The following is a 16,661-nucleotide window of genomic DNA, read 5'->3' as shown; positions in this document are numbered from 1 at the left end:
CCATGGCTTTTTGAGGCTGTTTCCCAGGAATTAACCGCGCTTGAATTCAGCCATGCCCCGATAGGGCGCTTTATCGCCGAGCTCACCCTCAATACGCAGCAACTGGTTGTACTTGGCAACACGATCAGAACGACACAGGGAGCCTGTTTTGATTTGTCCAGCACAGGTGCCTACGGCAAGATCAGCAATGGTAGCGTCTTCGGTTTCACCGGAACGATGAGAGATCACCGTGGTGTAACCGGCAGCTTTGGCCATTTTAATGGCTTCCAGTGTTTCTGTGAGTGAGCCAATCTGGTTGAACTTGATCAGGATTGAATTGGCAATCCCCTTATCAATCCCTTCTTTGAGAATTTTAGTATTGGTCACAAATAAGTCATCGCCGACAATCTGGATTTTGCTACCCAGAAGGTTTGTCTGGTAGGCGAAACCGTCCCAGTCAGACTCGTCCAGGCCATCTTCTATGGAAATGATAGGAAATTCTTCGGTCAGTTTTTCCAGATAGTCTGAAAACTCGTTGGAAGAAAAGACTTTCCCTTCACCTTTGAGGTTGTACTTGCCATTTTCGTAAAACTCAGAAGCGGCGCAATCCATGGCCAGGGTAACATCAGTACCCAGTGTATAGCCCGCCATGGCGACAGCCTCTTTAATGACGGATAAGGCTTCGGCATTGGATGACAGGTTGGGCGCGAAGCCGCCTTCATCACCAACGGCTGTATTGAGTCCCTTTGCCGATAGCGCTTTTTTCAGGGCATGGAAGATTTCAGCCCCCATACGCAGGGCTTGCGCAAACGTTTTGGCACCTACGGGCTGTACCATAAACTCCTGAATATCCACGTTATTATCAGCATGCTCGCCACCATTGAGGATATTCATCATTGGGACAGGCATCGTGAATTGCCCAGAGGTGCCATTGAGGTCAGCGATATACTGGTATAAAGGGATACCTTTGTCAGCAGCGGCCGCTTTAGCCGTTGCTAAAGAGACAGCCAGAATAGCGTTAGCGCCCAGCTTGGCTTTATTATCGGTACCATCAAGGTCGATCATTGACTGATCCAACCTTTTCTGGTCATAGGCGTTAAAGCCTAACAGTTGGTTACGGATGGCACCATTGATATTGGCCACTGCTTTGAGTACGCCCTTGCCTAAGTAACGGGACTTATCACCATCACGCAGCTCCAGCGCTTCACGCGAACCGGTGGAGGCGCCACTTGGGGCACACGCTCGTCCCATTGCCCCGGAGACGAGTATAACGTCTGCTTCCACTGTGGGGTTACCCCTGGAATCGAGCACTTCACGAGCTTTGATTTCCTTAATAGCGGTCATGTGTTACTCCGGAATGAAAAAAATGAACAATGCCCCTCGATGGAGGCAGGCACCCTCTGGGCTGTGCCACTATAGCACTGAGGTTCTTCTGGTAAAACCCTGAGATTTTTCGCGACAGAATCCTCTTGTTAAGCCTGGTCTGTGTTCGAGATAACAATTGTTAAGCTAATTCAAAAAAATTGTCGATGCCATTTTATATACCCAAAGGATTTCAAGTTGCTACGCGACGGCAAGTCAGCGAACTCCAGGAGCCTGCAAAGAGTAGGTGACCAGGCTGAACGAACGCTGCCAGGAAAGTAGCCCTTTGAAAGGCGACGGGTATATAGTCTGAAATCAGGTTGCCAATGGGCGGCTCTTTCTGCTGACTCTCCTCATCATAAGACAGTCTACCACTACTTATGGCTGTAAACCTGGTTTCAGCAGCTGTACAAGATTGAGATGGAGCCAAAATACTGTTGCGGCGTCTTGCTGGTTGTCGCAAAAGGGAGAGTGTCTGCGATGGCATCAAATCAGCCTGACGCGTAAAATAAACACATTGCCTTAATCAACCTTTAAACGTCACAAACCCACTACCTTGCTCATGCATCTTTTTTTAAATATGCGTTGACTTTATAACTATTGCTCCTATAATGCAGAACTCACTCAAACACAGCGGCAAGCGCACTGACTTTAAGAAAGGTTTAGGGCTTGTCCTTGTGTGATGTTTTGTCGCGGGATGGAGCAGTTTGGTAGCTCGTCGGGCTCATAACCCGAAGGTCGCTGGTTCAAATCCGGCTCCCGCAACCATATTGATGAGGCCGGCTTATAATAAAAGTGGGCTTTTTTACACCTTACATTCAGGGATGCAGACAATTACAACGCCACAAGTAATACCTAAAGCCCTTATTGTTGAGGGAGGGGGCATGGGAGGCGTGTTTGCCGCTGGTGTTTTGGATGCCTTTCATGATAAGCGATTTCGCCCTTTTCAAGCCTATTATGGTTCCTCCGCAGGCGCGATTAATTTAACCTATTTCCTTTCTGGCCAGCGCGGTCGGAATCTGGAAATCTACTCCCAGCTTAGTCAGGATGCGGCATTTATCAGCTTTTCACGCTTTCTGAAAAGAGAGCGTCTGTTTGACTTTGATGCTTTTTTCGAGCGAATACAACAACAGCATTCATTTCATCTGCCCCGATTACGCCAGACATTGTCGTCTAGTCAATTTTATGCTGTCACTACCTGTCTTGACGATGACAGCCCAAGCTATTTATCCATTGGGACGACCACTGGCCCGCAGCGACTATTGCAGGTACTAAAGGCCAGCTGCGCGCTGCCCATGATATACCGGGATTCTGTCACCGTTGATGGCCAGATCCATATGGATGGTAGCCTCTCTGACCCGCTCCCTGTTATCCAGGCGCTGGCTGATGGCTTTAAGGATATTACCCTGATAAGAACCCGGCCTGTTGATCGGAAAAAAAAGGCATCCACAAGCGACCGCCTGCTGGCCTGGCAATACAGGAATCAACCTGCTGTTTCCCAGATGATTCGGCGGCAACATTGCGTTTATAACCGTGGCCTTGATGACTTGAGTGCCCTTGAGCTTCGTCCTGACGTCAACTTATTTCAGGTCGCACCAAAAAAAACCTTGAGTACAGGCCATTATTCACGGAACAGGGCTGCTTTAGTCGCAGATTACCACCAAGGTTATACTGAAGGTTATGCCTTCGTGGAAAAACTTACAAAACCCTTGAAAAAGGCCTCTCCATCCTCTGCTAAATTAATAGAATCCAGTTGATACGCTAATCCCTATTAGCGCTTTGGCAATGCTCTGTTTCGTTGATTTATTGATGATAGAAGTAGCAAACAGGGTGAAACATGGGGTATGCGGTCGTGTGACTGCCGCTCCTGGTGATAGTGTTATTGAGGTTCTACAATGGCAAGCCATGCTCTTGTTCCTGTTTCGGATGGCTGTGAAGAAATTGAAACTACCACGATTATTAATACGTTAAGGCGAACAGGTACACAAGTTACCGTTGCCAGCTGCAATGCTAACGGGGCTTTAGCCGTTACGGGTTCAAGAAATATCCAGCTAAAAGCGGACTGTTTTATTGAGAGTTGCACGCAGAAATATTACCAACTGATCGCATTGCCTGGCGGCATGCCTGGTGCTCAAAACCTCAGGGACTGCAGGTTTTTAACCCATATGCTTAAGGAACAAAAAAATAATGGCCGTTGGTACGCGGCTATTTGTGCCTCGCCCGCTATTGTTCTGTCCACGCACGGCTTACTTGACAATGTCAGGGCTACCTGCCATCCCTCACTCATGGATAAAATGGAGGGTGCAATGGTGCAACCTGGTCAACTGGTTGTCGTCGATCAGCAACATCGGGTGATCACAGCACAAGGAGCTGGCAATGCACTGAGTTTTGCATTTCAACTGATTGATGCCCTCTATGGAAAAGACACCTATCGCCCAATTGCCAAACAAATAGTGGCCGACTGGGTATTGTAACGTTGTATTTTTTATACCTACATGGAGACTTTGTCGTATTTGTGTGTAAAATGAACGTAAGGGTTTACCGAAAAATAAGAAGTCCTGTAACGTAGCAGGCAAGAGGTAGAGAATATGGAGAGTCTACTTGTTATTATCCTTGGTGTTTTTGTTTTGCACTATCTCAGTCAGCGCCAGGATCAGGCAGCAGAAAAACTGATTGGAGGTGCCTTTGACCGTTTTGAGCGAATTTATAATGGGGTGAAATATGCCTGCCTTGACGCTACCGTGGTTCGCCGCTCACTCCACAGGGAAATTGCCTTACCTTTAGTACCTTCACCGAATTATTCAGCCCGGGCATTATGTCGTACCGAAGAGGGTGACTGGTTTTGGTTTGATTCAGAAATTCGCTTTATGAAACTAAAACATACCCGTATTACGCCATGCTCCAAGAAAGAAGCACTGGAGGCATTAAAAGATACCCCGGAAATACTCCAACACTACTTTCCAGATTGTAATAAACAACAGCAATCTGCTTAAGGAGCAGTCTAAAAATAACTTCCCGATTTTCGTTCACCTTGAGCTCTAGGTTTGCCGAAGAGTCGAGGGTGGTGGCAGCGAGCTTCGACAGGCTCAGCCCGAACGGCAAAACTGGGAAGGTATTATCAGACTCTTACTAATTAGCCAAACCAAACAGCCCTCTGAGAGGGCTATTTAAGTTATCGGTTTAGTTCATTACTTCTCTTCTCAAATCCTTTCTCAGAATTTTGCCAACGGGTGTCATAGGTAACTCCGTTCTGAACTCTATATCTCTTGGCACCTTATATGCGGTGAGATGCGCGCGACAGTACTCGACAACTTCTTCTGAGGTCAGGCTGCTATCGGAAGGTACGACAAACAGTTTGACTTTCTCACCCGTCTTGTCATCAGGTATGCCAATAGCCGCACAATTCTGAACTTTTTTATTACCTGCCACGACATCTTCAATCTCGTTGGGGTAAACATTGAAGCCGGATACCAAAATCATGTCCTTAAGGCGGTCAACAATTTTCACAAAACCATCTTCCTGAATAACGGCTACATCACCGGTTTTAAACCAGCCCTCATCATCAAGCACCTCTGTTGTGGCTTCAGGATGCTGCCAGTAACCTTTCATGACCTGGGGTCCCTTGACGCACAGTTCGCCGCGTTCACCCGTTGGCATTTCATTGCCCTGTTCATCCACCGTTTTCAACAAGGTACTGGGGACAGGCAACCCTGCTGTCCCTAACTGTGACTGTTCGCCAATCGGGTTAATACAGACAGCAGGTGAACACTCCGTTAATCCATAGGCTTCAGATACTTTACAACCCGTAAATGACTGCCAGCGATTTCCCACATCTTCCTGAAGAGCTGTTCCCCCAGAGAGGGTAAAGTGCAGCCTGGAAAAATCACACTTGGCAAATTCCGGGTGATCCAACAAGCTGACAAATAATGTATTCAACCCGATAAACCCGGTAAACTTCCATGGCTTAATAAACTTGATAAACGTTGACGTATCTCTGGGGTTAGCAATCAGGATACTATGATTACCCGTAAACGGAAGGCACAGTAGATGCACCGTAAAAGCATAAATATGATAAAGAGGTAGCGGTGCTATGATGACTTCTTTCCCATGCTTTAGTACAGAGTGTCCCTGATTATCCTGTTGGGACAATACCGCCTTTGCCTGTAGCATGTTCGCAACCAGGTTTCTATGAGTGAGAATGGCACCCTTTGACACACCGGTTGTACCACCAGTGTATTGCAGCACTATCGGGTCGTCGGGCGAAACCGGGGGGGGAGGAGCATAGCGGGATTTAACCCCTTTCCGCAAGGCTGTCAAAAGAGGGACTGCCTCATCAAGGGTAAAGGGCTTCACCATTTTTTTAACATGTTTCGCGACAAAGTTTATTAACTGTCGTTTAGGCGCTGGCAGCATATCTGCCAGGTGGGTGCAAATTAAGTGCCTGATCCCCGTTTTTTGTACAATCTCCTCCACAAGGTGTCCAAAAACATCCAGAAAGACCAGCGCCTTCGCCCCCGAGTCATTAAACTGATGCAGCATTTCCCGGGCAGTGTAGAGGGGGTTGGTATTGACTACTATTAACCCCGCTCGAATCGCGCCATAAACAGCAATGGGAAACTGCAGGAGATTGGGCATCTGTATAGCAATCCGGTCACCGGGTTTCAAATCAGTATGGTTTTGTAGATAACTGGCAAACCGTTTGCTGTATCGATCAATATCCGCAAACGTCAGCGTATGTCCAATTCCCGTAAAGGCCGACCTGATCGCGTGATCTGAGAATGTCCCCTCAATGACAGAAAGAACACTGGAGTATTGATCAGGGTTGATATCATCAACAACCCCGGTCGGTCGCTTACCAGTCCAAAAATTTCCATTCATGAAGAACTCACCCCTTGTTAAGTTGTTTTTATTATGGCTGTTTGCCGCAGATTTTCACAATCCTTACTTCGGAATGCGCGAACTTTTTTGAGGAACTGACCGGCGAGTGTGTACCTGGTTGCGAAGAAACATACCTCTATACCGTGTACAGCCCACTGCCAGCTTTAAATTAGATCAATAAATACAATACGTTACTTGCAAGCTATAGTACATACGCCTGCGGCCGATACTCTCAGAGTCATCATAGACTTATGGTGTCTTTACAAGCAGAGGAGCCAGCGGTTGTCTTTCTCACGGAGGCTCCATTTATACAAACAGTGTTGTGCAGGCCGTTTAGCCTGACGAAAAATTGAAAAGATAACAACGGTGAAGAAATACTCAGGATTAACAGTATTCAAACGAACCATGAAAGAGAACGCTGGTCATGAGTAACTATTACCTGAAAATCCTCTCAGGTAACCATCTTGGCGCGGAGATCCCTCTGGAGCCGGGACAATATAGCCTTGGAAGCGCTGAAAACTGTGATTTAATTCTCAGTGATGCCAGCGTGATTGATCTCGAGATAATCCTGAGCATCAGTGATGACGGACAATTTTCTATCAGCACAGATAGCCCTCACCCTCTCTATCTCAATGGAGAACCGGGTAATCAAGCGCTCACGCCCTCAGCATTTGATGTTATCACTTTCGGTGGTATACATATTGCTTTAGGGTCTGCGGATGAAAAATGGCCAGACATTACGGTTCCTGAGATTAAAAAAGCAGACGAGCAAACAGCTGATAATCCTGATGAGAATAATGATTTTCCGGACCCTGATGTGGATGAACCGGCGGCTGTTGATACCGATACTGATGAAACTGAAAGGCTATCAGCCTCTGAAGACGAAGAAGGCTTAAACGTTGACCCCAGGTTGTTTATTGCGCTGCCAGCGCTATTTCTTGTCTTAATGACGGCTTTTGGCGTCTATTTATTTTCTGAAACAGAAGAAGTAAGACCTGTGGCAACAATCAGCCCTGTTGATCAGGCCAATCGTCTTAAGAGCCGGCTACAACTGAAAGATATCAAGTTTCGTTCACTTCCCGATGGCACCTTATTGATGACCGGTTATACCCAGAGTCGGGAGCAAAAAGATGCGATGATCAAAGCGCTGAAAGACAATCGGCTATCGTACCGCTCCCAGGTGATTGCTATGACTGAGATGCAGGCCAACGCTGAAGCATTGCTGAAAAGTCGAGGCTATCAACATCTTGGCATTGAGATTGACAATACGCCCGGTTCATTGATTTTAACCGGCTATCTCGTTTCAGCAGACCAGTTGGATAAAGTCAGTGCCTTGTTGATAGAAGAAGTATACGGTTTACAGTCCATTGTTGACCAGGTCGAAAACCAGGCCGGACGGCTGAACATTTTAAAGGCCATGATCCGGGACAAAGCTCTGGCCTCAAGGGTACATATTATCGAACGCCCCGGAAAACTATTGATCCAGGGGTTGCTAATGGATGAAGGGCAAGAGTATAAACTCAGGGAAGTCGCTACACGTTTCAAAGCACGCTACAACAACCAGCCCGCGGTCATCATTGCCACCAGTCAAGCGCGGGTCAGTCAATTTAACGGGCAAAGCGGTATTGTTAATGGCTCCACCGATAACACGTTTACAGCCCTCTCTTCAGGTGCTCAAAAGCGCAATGGTATGGCGCAAATTGTCGTACGCGGCGTCAGTATGGGCACTATCCCCTACGTCATTATGGACGACGGGGGAAAGTATCTGATCGGTGCCAGACTTGATAATGGTTATATTATCGAAGATATCAACCTGGACTACTTGTTACTCAGTAGTGGTGCCCAGTCGATTAAATACCTGCTAGGAGGAAAATCCAGTGACCAAACCAAGCCCTGACCGTGAGCCTTTGCAGATTTCAGATCTCGAAACACGTTTGATTCACGATAAAGACGGTTATTTTCGTGATCAGTTACTGCAAGAATTATTTGATGAAATGATAAGACTCAAAAAGTTGAGAGTTGAAGGCGCCTCGCCTGAAGAATATCAGCGCATTGATTCAATTGTGCTGGGAATTTCATCGGCAGGAGAAACAGTTTCCAGAACCTGGAAAGCACACCATGAAAGAACATCGCCAATAAAATAGCCCACTGGGCACATGAATAAAAGGAAATACAACCATGCATGAATATAACGCTACGCTAAATACTGGCCCGGCATCACAGCCAGGTTCGCGAGACGGTTTTAACTTTGATACCGTTCAAAAACAGTTTGGTGAACAGTCGAAATTATTAGATGAACAGTTAAAAGAAAGGATCGATGGAATGGATCCAAACAGTACTCAGGACATGGTTAACTTTCAGGTGCAGTTTAATAAATTTATGGTCGTTGAGGGCTTGCGGGCTGGAATCATTAAATCCATTAAGGATACCCTTCAAAGTATTATACAAAAAATATAAGTGTCTCTGTATTTAAACGATAATAAACAGGAGCATAATAGATGATATCTGACAACTTGGTAAAAAAACTGGCAGACATCGGCTTTATGGCCAGCACCTCCGGATTAAGAAAGCAGGCTTTTGCTATTTTCGCGGGGATTGAAACGGCAAAACCCAAAAGCGTACTTCCTGATATTGGCTATGCTCTGGAATTTATGAACAAGAAAAAATACCAACAAGCCATTGCCCTGTTGCAACGACATGCACTGCCAAAAGACCCAGACAATGCACCGGTCAAGGCTTTTATTGCTCTTGCCCTGATGCTCGACGGGCATAATAAAGAATGTGAAGCTTGCCTCTATGAAATAAAAGACAGCAACGATAGTGCTGCTATTCATATGGCTAACCAGATTATGGAGCATATTCACAGCAACTAGGTTTTATACTGCGTCAGAGCACATAAAAATGCCCCTCACAGTCCGCTCAGCTAGCGACAACAGTCTCATCTTTTTTATGTTGACTCACATTGACACAAGGTTGCAATGAATCATTAAGCCATGCCTCCAACGCGCCTGTGAGTAATGTCAAAAACTGCTCTCGCTTTTCATCATCGGATGCCAGCTGAGCAAAGGTCTTTTTCATATGCCCTAAAGCGGTATCGCCGAAATACGTTTCACCGGGTTTGCCTGCCTGCACCACAGAGCCGTCACTTTGCCGGAGGTAGGCATGGCGCTGCCCCGGGTATTTTACAAAACGTCCCTGGCATCCTTTTAACCACTGTTTTGCCATAGCATCAACAAGATCTGTCACAGACTCCCGCCACTGTTCAGGTGTCCAACGCTGAACTTCCACCCCTGTTGTACATAGACGTGATGCAGACCGGGAAAAATAGTGTCGCAATTGTCTGTATGAGAGTCGCTGAAATCCTGAAAAAGTGTGAAACTGGCTAACCCGTTTGGTCAGATCCGCATAACGCATAATGGGCTGAAAACGCACTTGCAGTGAAGAGCATTTGTCCAAAGCCGTCAACCATTGTGTTTGATGTTGGCATAATACACGCACAATCGCGCGGATACCTTCAGAAATATATTTTCCATGGCTTACGACCAGGTTTTGCCCCTCTCTATTCGTATTGTCCCTGTCTCCAATAGTTACCTTGTTCTTTAACGCCGATCGTATTTGAACCTTCTCTTCAAACACTATTTTATTTTCTTTGAGTGTCACTGATCCAAAGCGAGCCCGGCTGGAATAAAAGTGTTGGAAAAAATCAAAGAGACATAATTTTTCAAGACTTGTACCGTTGATGCCTCTCATAAAAGCTTTGACTGGATTATTCACCTCCTGCTCCAGTGCCTGCAACGCATCATTTTGGAAGACGTTTTCCAGATCTACCGGGTAGGGTATTACGTTAGATGAAATAACATTGTTGGTATGTAAATCCGTCATTCCCAGCATTAATCCAAACCCAATCAGTGCGCCTAACCGCTGGTAATAGCGCTCACCCTCCTGATGATTAAGCACAATGCCTTTATCTGAGCCTGCAATGTACTGCACAAATCCATAATGAACCTGTCGTTTTCTCAGCAGTGCTTCACGCGGCAACATACTATAGGTGCCAATGCCTGGAAATTGATTAAGCCACTTATTCACTGTTTCTGCGAGACTCTCTCCTTGTGGACTTTGATGATCCACCAGAAGGCTATTCATGCGAATATCCCTGTTTTTGTACACAAGTTTCTCAGCGTTATCAAATGTCAGGATGATAACAGAGAGATATTCTACGCGCTTTGGTGCGTCAATATGGACAACCCGACGGGCAGGTTTACGCCATATTTGTTTAAACCGCTGATTAATTGCTGGCAAATCATGGGAAATTCGTTCAAATACCTGATATAGGCTTCGCAATGCCCTTAAACAGAGTTTTTTCCCCAGGCGAAACCAATGAGGGTAGCGTTTTTGTAAGGCGAAAAAACCACCCTGTTTACGCAACTTGGCCATAACTTCGTGGTAATGGGTTAAGCCACTGTTTTCACTGAACCAGCCAATAGCTTGTAGCAGTTTCTCATCCAGCATAAATAACGGCAGTTGCAGGACTTGTTTAAATAGCTGGTCATCGGGTATGTGTTGTCCAACTCGCCGTTGAATGTGGGTTGCAAACCAACCCATGACCGGGCGCAGGTAATCTCTTCTGTGGCAATCAACACCCTTCAGACTATCCTCAACGATCTTTTTCAACCCTTTGTTCACTTGAAAATTCACCGGCTCACTACGCGGTATTTTTAACGAGGGCTTTTCTGCCGTACATTCCAGCCACTGGTATTTGCATAACCAGACAAGTATAAAAGGCAGTGACCGCGACGTTGGCAATGCGGCGTATACCGATTGCACCTGAGCCCCTGATAAACAGCGCATAATGACCTGGTTCAGTGAAAGTTTATCAATCAGGTGGTGGATTTCTTGAAAATGCACGTCTTTTTCATCCCCCAGCAAAATACGAAGGGCGCGATCAGTACTCTTTACATAGTCATCAGGGCTTAAGTAGCGTGTAGGGTAGTGTTGAAAAATATCATGGTAATAAGAAGCCTTCTGGGGCACGACGGCAGTTTTATCATGAATCGCTGCTTTCGCCTGCTGTAAACGCGCCACAATGCCGTGGTATTGCTCAATCAGCTGGGGCCAATGATAACGTGCCATAACCTGTTTCCTGGCAAGGGCACCCATTTTCTTTCGCTTTTGCGGCTCAGTAATCAGTGTCTGTAAACAATTGGTCAGATGTTTAACATTAACAGCCGTTCCCTGTGATTCAATCATATGCCCCAAACCCCCTTGAACACTGTTCATGGGCACACTGAGAAAATCAAGGTTGGTCGAGAGGGTTTCTACCAAATAACCACTTTCACCCTCAATAACCAGCTCTTTGTATCCATTCCAATCTGATAAGACGACAGGCAGGCTATAATTCATGGCTTCCACCGGGGCAATGCCAAAGCTCTCCTGCACATTATCAGCAATTGACACAAAGATATCAGCAGCTTGAAAGATCAAATGCTTTCTCTGATCATCCGCGGAAAGTTCAAAGCGGACACGCCCTTCGAGATTCAAGTCGTAGCCCTGCTGTAGCAATCCCTGGATATAACTGCCTGAAGCATCCCCCTGACCTACGAGTACAATCAGAAAATTGGTAATGCCACGGTCTTCTAATAAATCATTGGCTGCTATAAAAAGTGGGTACAAATCCATTTTATCGCGGTAGGAAAAACGCCCGACACACAGGAGTATACAGCTATCTTGCGGATAGCCTAATGCCCTTCGGCATTCTGATTTATCGCCAACGCCTTCAGGCATATCATCAACACCCAGTGGTAAATAAGCGAATTTTCCGTTATAGCCTGGCGCTTTACCTGTATAGTGTTTAACCCCGAGGGCCGCATGGGTCAACTGCCTCGTCAGAACTTGCTGTTGGGCATTGGAACTACAAACAATAGCATCACAGGGCTGAAGGGGAGATAACAGCAAATCCCTCGCTTTTGACAATGTGACATCGGTACTTAAGGTGTGTGCCCGGCCAGTGATGACAAAATGGTTACAGGCACATTGCTCACGCAGTTGTGCCAGTGATGAAATATAGGGATCACCTTTATGAAAGGCAGCGTATGTATGAGCACGAAGGTAATTGGGCAAACGACTTGCGCCAACAAAGTGAATCTGCCTGGAATGACCATATTGTTTGATGCAGGACTGCCAGCGCTGCTGAAAAGCGGTTATTAAGGTATCATCAACAAAGCAGTCAATAGGCTCAAACCGGCTATAACGAATCAATGCCAGCAAAAAACCTTCATTGGCTTTTTGCAAACCATTAATGAAGGCTCCCATTCCTGTTTGTGAACTCACCAGTACACCTAACCGACCGGCTTTCAAGGCATTGTTCTGCCCTTGCATTTTTTGCATCCCTGCTTACCTAATCCATTAATCTTATTTTTTGTTCAGCTCATCATCCTGCCAGTATTTACTCCCTGAAATAGTGGCATCAAGCAGCAGCCCTTTATCGTTTAATACAAACACGGCCAAACCACCGTTATACCGTGACGATAACTCAGCGCCCTTGTTCCAGGCAATAGCGCTCATACCCGCGCTACCTTCCCAGCCTTTGTTCCAACCATTGTCAACAAAGTTATCAAAGGTTTTTTTATCCTGAAAGACAATAATTTGCTGATAAAATGTTCCGCCAATCCCTAAGGCCAACCCCCCTCCGAGCATACTCATATACGTTCGCTGACCTGTTTTCTGGTTTATTGCTACACCAGACCCACCGTTGGCATGCACTATAAACGAGAACCTTCGGGAGTCAAACACTGCATAGCCATAGGCGCTGTCAAACAATTTCTTTGCGCCAGCGTGTTGTTTAAATAGCTTAGCCAGCGCAACATTCGCCATGGTATCAAGTGCTGTTCGGGCTTCCTGCGGCGTTTTTGGCGCCAGCATTGTATTGAGCTTCGCTTCTTGCTCTGTTATCCATTGACTGCTGGCCTCAGCAGCGCTTTTGCTCCAATCAACAGTACTGTTCCAGGCGTCCTTGCTTATGTCCACCGCATCGCTGCCGAGCTGCTGTGCCTTTTCTTTGAAGGATGACCAGTCACCACACACAGGCGACACGGCGAACAATCCGGCCAGTGGTAAAATAATCGCTTTTTTCATAAAAAATTCGTACTCGCTGAAGAAAGTGCCCGGAAAATTTTTTGTGAACTCAAACAGTGCTTATGGCAGCCACCCAATGGCAAAATCTCCGGGAAAAATGAAGTCGGGGTCAGGCGCATCAGGCCAAAGGCCTGATGCGCAGATCGGTAATGTTCACAGGCAGTCTAAAATGACCACATAAGTAACCGGTTGCTCTGGTCTCGGTCAAGTTCAACAGCGGCCCTTTATTTCCATGGAGTTTTGTTAAAAAAAACCAGCATCTTCAGGTTTAATGGGTAGATAAACTCTTGGTCACCACTTCAAAAACATCTGTCGATAAATCAGGTAATGCTTTAATAGATGTCAATGCCTTTTTCATAGGTGCCTGGTAGTTTTCTTCATATTTTTTCCAACGCGTTAGCGGCTGGATTAATCTGGCAGCCAGCTGAGGATTCTTGCGGTCAAATTCAATGACCAGCTCAGCCAGAAACTGATAGCCACTGCCGTCAGTTTTATGGAACTGTACCATATTTCGGGTAAAGGCACCTACCAGCGCGCGAACCTTATTGGGGCTACTGGCATCAAACTGCTCATGCTCCATCAGTGACAGAACATGTGCCAGGGTTCCCAGTGTTGGGCTGTTGGCCTGCACGCTGAACCATTGATCCATCACATTGGCATCGCCACGGTAGGTGGCGAGAAAGTCATCGAGCAGCGTGTCAATCAGCGCTTGCTCATGGCGTTCCGCATTCACCACGGCTACCAGGCCTGCTAACTGATCGGTCATATTACCACTTTGGCGATACTGGTCTGAGGCCAGCTCCAGATACTGCAAATTGTCCAGTGTAACTAAATAGCCCAGGCAGGTATTTTTCAAGGCGCGTTCAGCAATATCAGTGGCTTCAGGTTTATAAGGCTTTTTCACGCTGAGCTTTTTCCACAGCGCTAAAAAGGCCATCTGGTGCGTTTTAGCAATGGCACGTTTTACCTGTTTTCGTGCGCGGTGAATCAAGTCGGGGTTTATGGACTGGCGCTGTTCGGCAATACTGGCTTCTGACGGTAAATTCAGCATTTCTGCTTTGACAGCCTGATCCAGCGACTGATCGGCAAGTACTTCACCCCAAGCAGAGATCAGCGCAGGATTAATCGTTGGATGCTGATGATTACCCAGCGCTTCAATGACGCTATTGATCTCTGCCATGGCTAACCGCTGGGTAGCATCCCAGCGATTGAAACTATCCGTATCATGCTGCATCAGAAAGATCAGGTCTGTTGTGGAATAGGGGTAATTCAGTCGGACAGGGGCGGAAAAACCACGCAGTAATGAAGGCAACGGTTTGGCTGAAAGCCCTGTAAAAGTGTATGTTTCTTCACTGCGCCGAATGTCCAGGGTGACCTCATCGCTGCCTTGGGCATTCAATGTTACGGGCAGCCCCTCGTTATCAAGCAGGCCGATTCTCACAGGAATATGAAAAGGCTTCTTAACATGCTGCCCCGGTGTTGGCGGGCAGCTCTGCTTGATGGTTAATGTGTATTCACCGGCAGCCTCATCAAACGCGTCAGAAACATCCAAAACCGGCGTACCTGCCTGGCTGTACCATAGGCGAAACTGGGTTAAATCTTTCCCGCTGGCATCTTCCATTGCCCTGACGAAGTCTTCGCAGGTCACAGCCTGTCCATCATGGCGCTCAAAGTACAGGTCAGAACCTTTGCGGAACAAGTCATCCCCCAGAATACTGTGAATCATACGCACAACTTCCGCGCCTTTTTCATAAATTGTCAGGGTGTAGAAATTAGCGATTTCAATGAATGACTCGGGTCGGACAGCGTGGGCCATAGGGCCTGAATCTTCATCAAACTGCGCGGTACGTAGCATACTGACATCTTGAATACGCTTCACTCCCCGTGAGTTCATGTCCGCAGAGAATTCACTGTCACGGAATACAGTAAAGCCTTCTTTTAAGCTTAGTTGGAACCAGTCACGGCAGGTCACGCGATTACCTGACCAGTTATGGAAATATTCATGGCCGACAACACCTTCTACCCGTTGATAGCAGCTATCTGTTGCGGTTTTCGGGCTGGTGAGGACGCAGGAGGAATTAAAGATATTCAGTCCTTTGTTTTCCATGGCGCCCATATTGAAATGGTCAACCGCTACGATCATAAATAAGTCCAGATCGTATTCACGGCCATAGACGTCTTCATCCCACTTCATAGACTTTTTCAGTGACCGCATGGCATGGTCACATTTATCGATATTATACGCTTCAGTATAAATCCGCAGGGAAATATCACGACCGCTCATGGTTGTAAACAGATCTTCCTTCAGCTGTAAATCACCAGCGACCAAGGCAAATAAATAGCTGGGCTTCTTGAACGGATCTTCCCATTTTACCCAGTGGCGTCCTTGTCCGGCTTCGCCGCGTGCCACATCATTACCATTGGATAAAAGTATCGGGTAGCGGTGTTTATCGGCAATAATCGTGGTTGTGAACACTGACATCACATCAGGCCGGTCAAGGTAATAGGTGATTTTACGAAAGCCCTCGGCTTCACACTGCGTGCAAAACATGCCATTAGACAGGTATAAACCTTCCAGTGAGGTGTTTTCCCGGGGTTTTATTCGGTTGGTTATTTCCAGGCAAAACGGCTGACGCTCAACTTTCACACATAATTGATCACGCAGTTCTGTGTAATCAGCGTCAGACAAAGGGTGGCCGTCGATGCTGATACTCTTGAGTTCCAGATCAATGCCACTAAGCACCAAATCTGGCAAGCCTTCTACATCATCATTTAACCGTATGGACAAGGAGGCTGAAACCATGGCATGGTCTTCATGGAGGTCAAACACCAGATCCGTTTTTTCAATCCAGTAATTTGGAGCCTGATAGTCCTTGAGAAAAATGGCATTGGGTTGTGCATCTTTCATTTTACCACTCCTGAGATCAGGTGTTATTGCGCAGAATTCTAGCCAATAATTATAATCCGAGACTTTGTCATAGAGGCAAGTGGCAATAATTAAAAAAGCAGGAGAGTTCCATTTGACCGGAAAGAGTGTCAAGCCCAGCTCTTATAGTGCGGTGAAGGATAGCGCGGAGTCTGTCAGGACACCTGTTGAGGTCTATTGTGCTGCTCAATGTATTGGTTGAGAATACCTATTGGTGTTCCTGATGCCAGGAGCCTGTCCGAGAATAGACTGCCCTACTGCGGTGGCAGCAAATTGGTCTAAAAACTCGGAAATTTTTAGCAAATAGAACCACTATTCACTAAAAATTTCCGACTTTTTATCCTCAATTTTCTGCCATCCTCGCTACGGGCGCTATTCTCGGACA

12 protein-coding genes and 1 tRNA gene are annotated in these 16,661 nt (G+C 46.5%); 8 read left to right on the top strand and 5 right to left on the bottom strand.

Annotated elements, in window-relative coordinates; genetic code table 11:
* Positions 1-30 precede the first annotated feature (30 nt).
* A complete protein-coding gene (gene eno / locus V4C51_RS08620; RefSeq protein ID WP_330925748.1) occupies positions 31-1,323 on the bottom strand; it encodes a phosphopyruvate hydratase in 1,293 nt (430 codons plus the stop codon).
* 709 nt (positions 1,324-2,032) lie between these two features.
* On the opposite strand from eno, the gene V4C51_RS08615 reads away from it, so the two are divergent.
* The 4 genes from V4C51_RS08615 (at position 2,033) to V4C51_RS08600 (ending at position 4,334) form a co-directional block, all read left to right on the top strand.
* Positions 2,033-2,109 (top strand) — tRNA-Met (locus V4C51_RS08615).
* A gap of 56 nt (positions 2,110-2,165) precedes the next feature.
* Positions 2,166-3,098, top strand: coding sequence for a patatin-like phospholipase family protein (locus V4C51_RS08610; protein ID WP_330925747.1), 933 nt, complete (start codon positions 2,166-2,168; stop codon positions 3,096-3,098).
* Between the two features lie 138 nt (positions 3,099-3,236).
* Positions 3,237-3,815: a DJ-1 family glyoxalase III gene (locus V4C51_RS08605; protein WP_330925746.1), complete on the top strand. Its 579-nt coding sequence runs from the start codon at positions 3,237-3,239 to the stop codon at positions 3,813-3,815.
* A gap of 114 nt (positions 3,816-3,929) precedes the next feature.
* A complete protein-coding gene (locus tag V4C51_RS08600; RefSeq protein ID WP_330925745.1) occupies positions 3,930-4,334 on the top strand; it encodes a hypothetical protein in 405 nt (134 codons plus the stop codon).
* A gap of 187 nt (positions 4,335-4,521) precedes the next feature.
* On the opposite strand, the gene V4C51_RS08595 is transcribed toward V4C51_RS08600, so the two are convergent.
* Positions 4,522-6,219 (bottom strand): AMP-binding protein, encoded by a 1,698-nt coding sequence (locus V4C51_RS08595; protein WP_330925744.1) that lies wholly within the window; start codon positions 6,217-6,219, stop codon positions 4,522-4,524.
* Between the two features lie 424 nt (positions 6,220-6,643).
* Between V4C51_RS08595 and sctD the strand changes: the two genes are divergently transcribed.
* Genes sctD through V4C51_RS08575 form a run of 4 tightly spaced genes read left to right on the top strand, consistent with a single transcriptional unit; the run spans position 6,644 to position 9,092 of the window.
* A complete protein-coding gene (sctD, locus tag V4C51_RS08590; RefSeq protein WP_330925743.1) occupies positions 6,644-8,116 on the top strand; it encodes a type III secretion system inner membrane ring subunit SctD in 1,473 nt (490 codons plus the stop codon).
* Positions 8,097-8,363, top strand: coding sequence for an EscE/YscE/SsaE family type III secretion system needle protein co-chaperone (locus V4C51_RS08585; protein ID WP_330925742.1), 267 nt, complete (start codon positions 8,097-8,099; stop codon positions 8,361-8,363). The genes sctD and V4C51_RS08585 overlap by 20 nt, the downstream gene beginning before the upstream one ends.
* Before the next feature lie 34 nt (positions 8,364-8,397).
* Positions 8,398-8,676, top strand: a complete 279-nt coding sequence (locus V4C51_RS08580) for an EscF/YscF/HrpA family type III secretion system needle major subunit (protein WP_330925741.1) — start codon at positions 8,398-8,400, stop codon at positions 8,674-8,676.
* A gap of 41 nt (positions 8,677-8,717) precedes the next feature.
* Complete coding sequence (locus V4C51_RS08575; protein ID WP_330925740.1) at positions 8,718-9,092, top strand: tetratricopeptide repeat protein; 375 nt, start codon at positions 8,718-8,720, stop codon at positions 9,090-9,092.
* A gap of 46 nt (positions 9,093-9,138) precedes the next feature.
* Here V4C51_RS08575 and V4C51_RS08570 read toward each other — a convergent pair whose 3' ends face one another.
* The 3 genes from V4C51_RS08570 to pepN all read right to left on the bottom strand — a co-directional run bounded on the left by V4C51_RS08570 (position 9,139) and on the right by pepN (position 16,258).
* Positions 9,139-12,603 (bottom strand): DUF4135 domain-containing protein, encoded by a 3,465-nt coding sequence (locus V4C51_RS08570; RefSeq protein WP_330925739.1) that lies wholly within the window; start codon positions 12,601-12,603, stop codon positions 9,139-9,141.
* A 24-nt stretch (positions 12,604-12,627) separates the two neighbouring features.
* Complete coding sequence (locus V4C51_RS08565; RefSeq protein WP_330925738.1) at positions 12,628-13,350, bottom strand: lipid-binding SYLF domain-containing protein; 723 nt, start codon at positions 13,348-13,350, stop codon at positions 12,628-12,630.
* Positions 13,351-13,618: 268 nt separating this feature from the next.
* Complete coding sequence (pepN, locus tag V4C51_RS08560; protein WP_330925737.1) at positions 13,619-16,258, bottom strand: aminopeptidase N; 2,640 nt, start codon at positions 16,256-16,258, stop codon at positions 13,619-13,621.
* Positions 16,259-16,661 lie beyond the last annotated feature (403 nt).

The organism is Candidatus Sororendozoicomonas aggregata, assembly GCF_031528575.1.
Lineage (GTDB): Bacteria > Pseudomonadota > Gammaproteobacteria > Pseudomonadales > Endozoicomonadaceae > Endonucleibacter > Endonucleibacter aggregata.
The sequence above is the reverse complement of the archived record's forward strand: the minus strand, read 5'-3'. Positions and strand labels throughout refer to the sequence as shown.

Excerpts from the sequence above, each read along its gene's own strand:
- V4C51_RS08575 (WP_330925740.1), top strand. The coding sequence starts at position 8,718 with ATGATATCTGACAACTTGGTAAAAAAACTGGCAGACATCGGCTTTATG.
- eno (WP_330925748.1), bottom strand. The coding sequence starts at position 1,323 with ATGACCGCTATTAAGGAAATCAAAGCTCGTGAAGTGCTCGATTCCAGG.
- V4C51_RS08595 (WP_330925744.1), bottom strand. The coding sequence starts at position 6,219 with ATGAATGGAAATTTTTGGACTGGTAAGCGACCGACCGGGGTTGTTGAT.
- pepN (WP_330925737.1), bottom strand. The coding sequence starts at position 16,258 with ATGAAAGATGCACAACCCAATGCCATTTTTCTCAAGGACTATCAGGCT.
- V4C51_RS08580 (WP_330925741.1), top strand. The coding sequence starts at position 8,398 with ATGCATGAATATAACGCTACGCTAAATACTGGCCCGGCATCACAGCCA.
- V4C51_RS08600 (WP_330925745.1), top strand. The coding sequence starts at position 3,930 with ATGGAGAGTCTACTTGTTATTATCCTTGGTGTTTTTGTTTTGCACTAT.
- V4C51_RS08570 (WP_330925739.1), bottom strand. The coding sequence starts at position 12,603 with ATGCAAAAAATGCAAGGGCAGAACAATGCCTTGAAAGCCGGTCGGTTA.
- V4C51_RS08605 (WP_330925746.1), top strand. The coding sequence starts at position 3,237 with ATGGCAAGCCATGCTCTTGTTCCTGTTTCGGATGGCTGTGAAGAAATT.
- V4C51_RS08565 (WP_330925738.1), bottom strand. The coding sequence starts at position 13,350 with ATGAAAAAAGCGATTATTTTACCACTGGCCGGATTGTTCGCCGTGTCG.
- sctD (WP_330925743.1), top strand. The coding sequence starts at position 6,644 with ATGAGTAACTATTACCTGAAAATCCTCTCAGGTAACCATCTTGGCGCG.
- V4C51_RS08610 (WP_330925747.1), top strand. The coding sequence starts at position 2,166 with ATGCAGACAATTACAACGCCACAAGTAATACCTAAAGCCCTTATTGTT.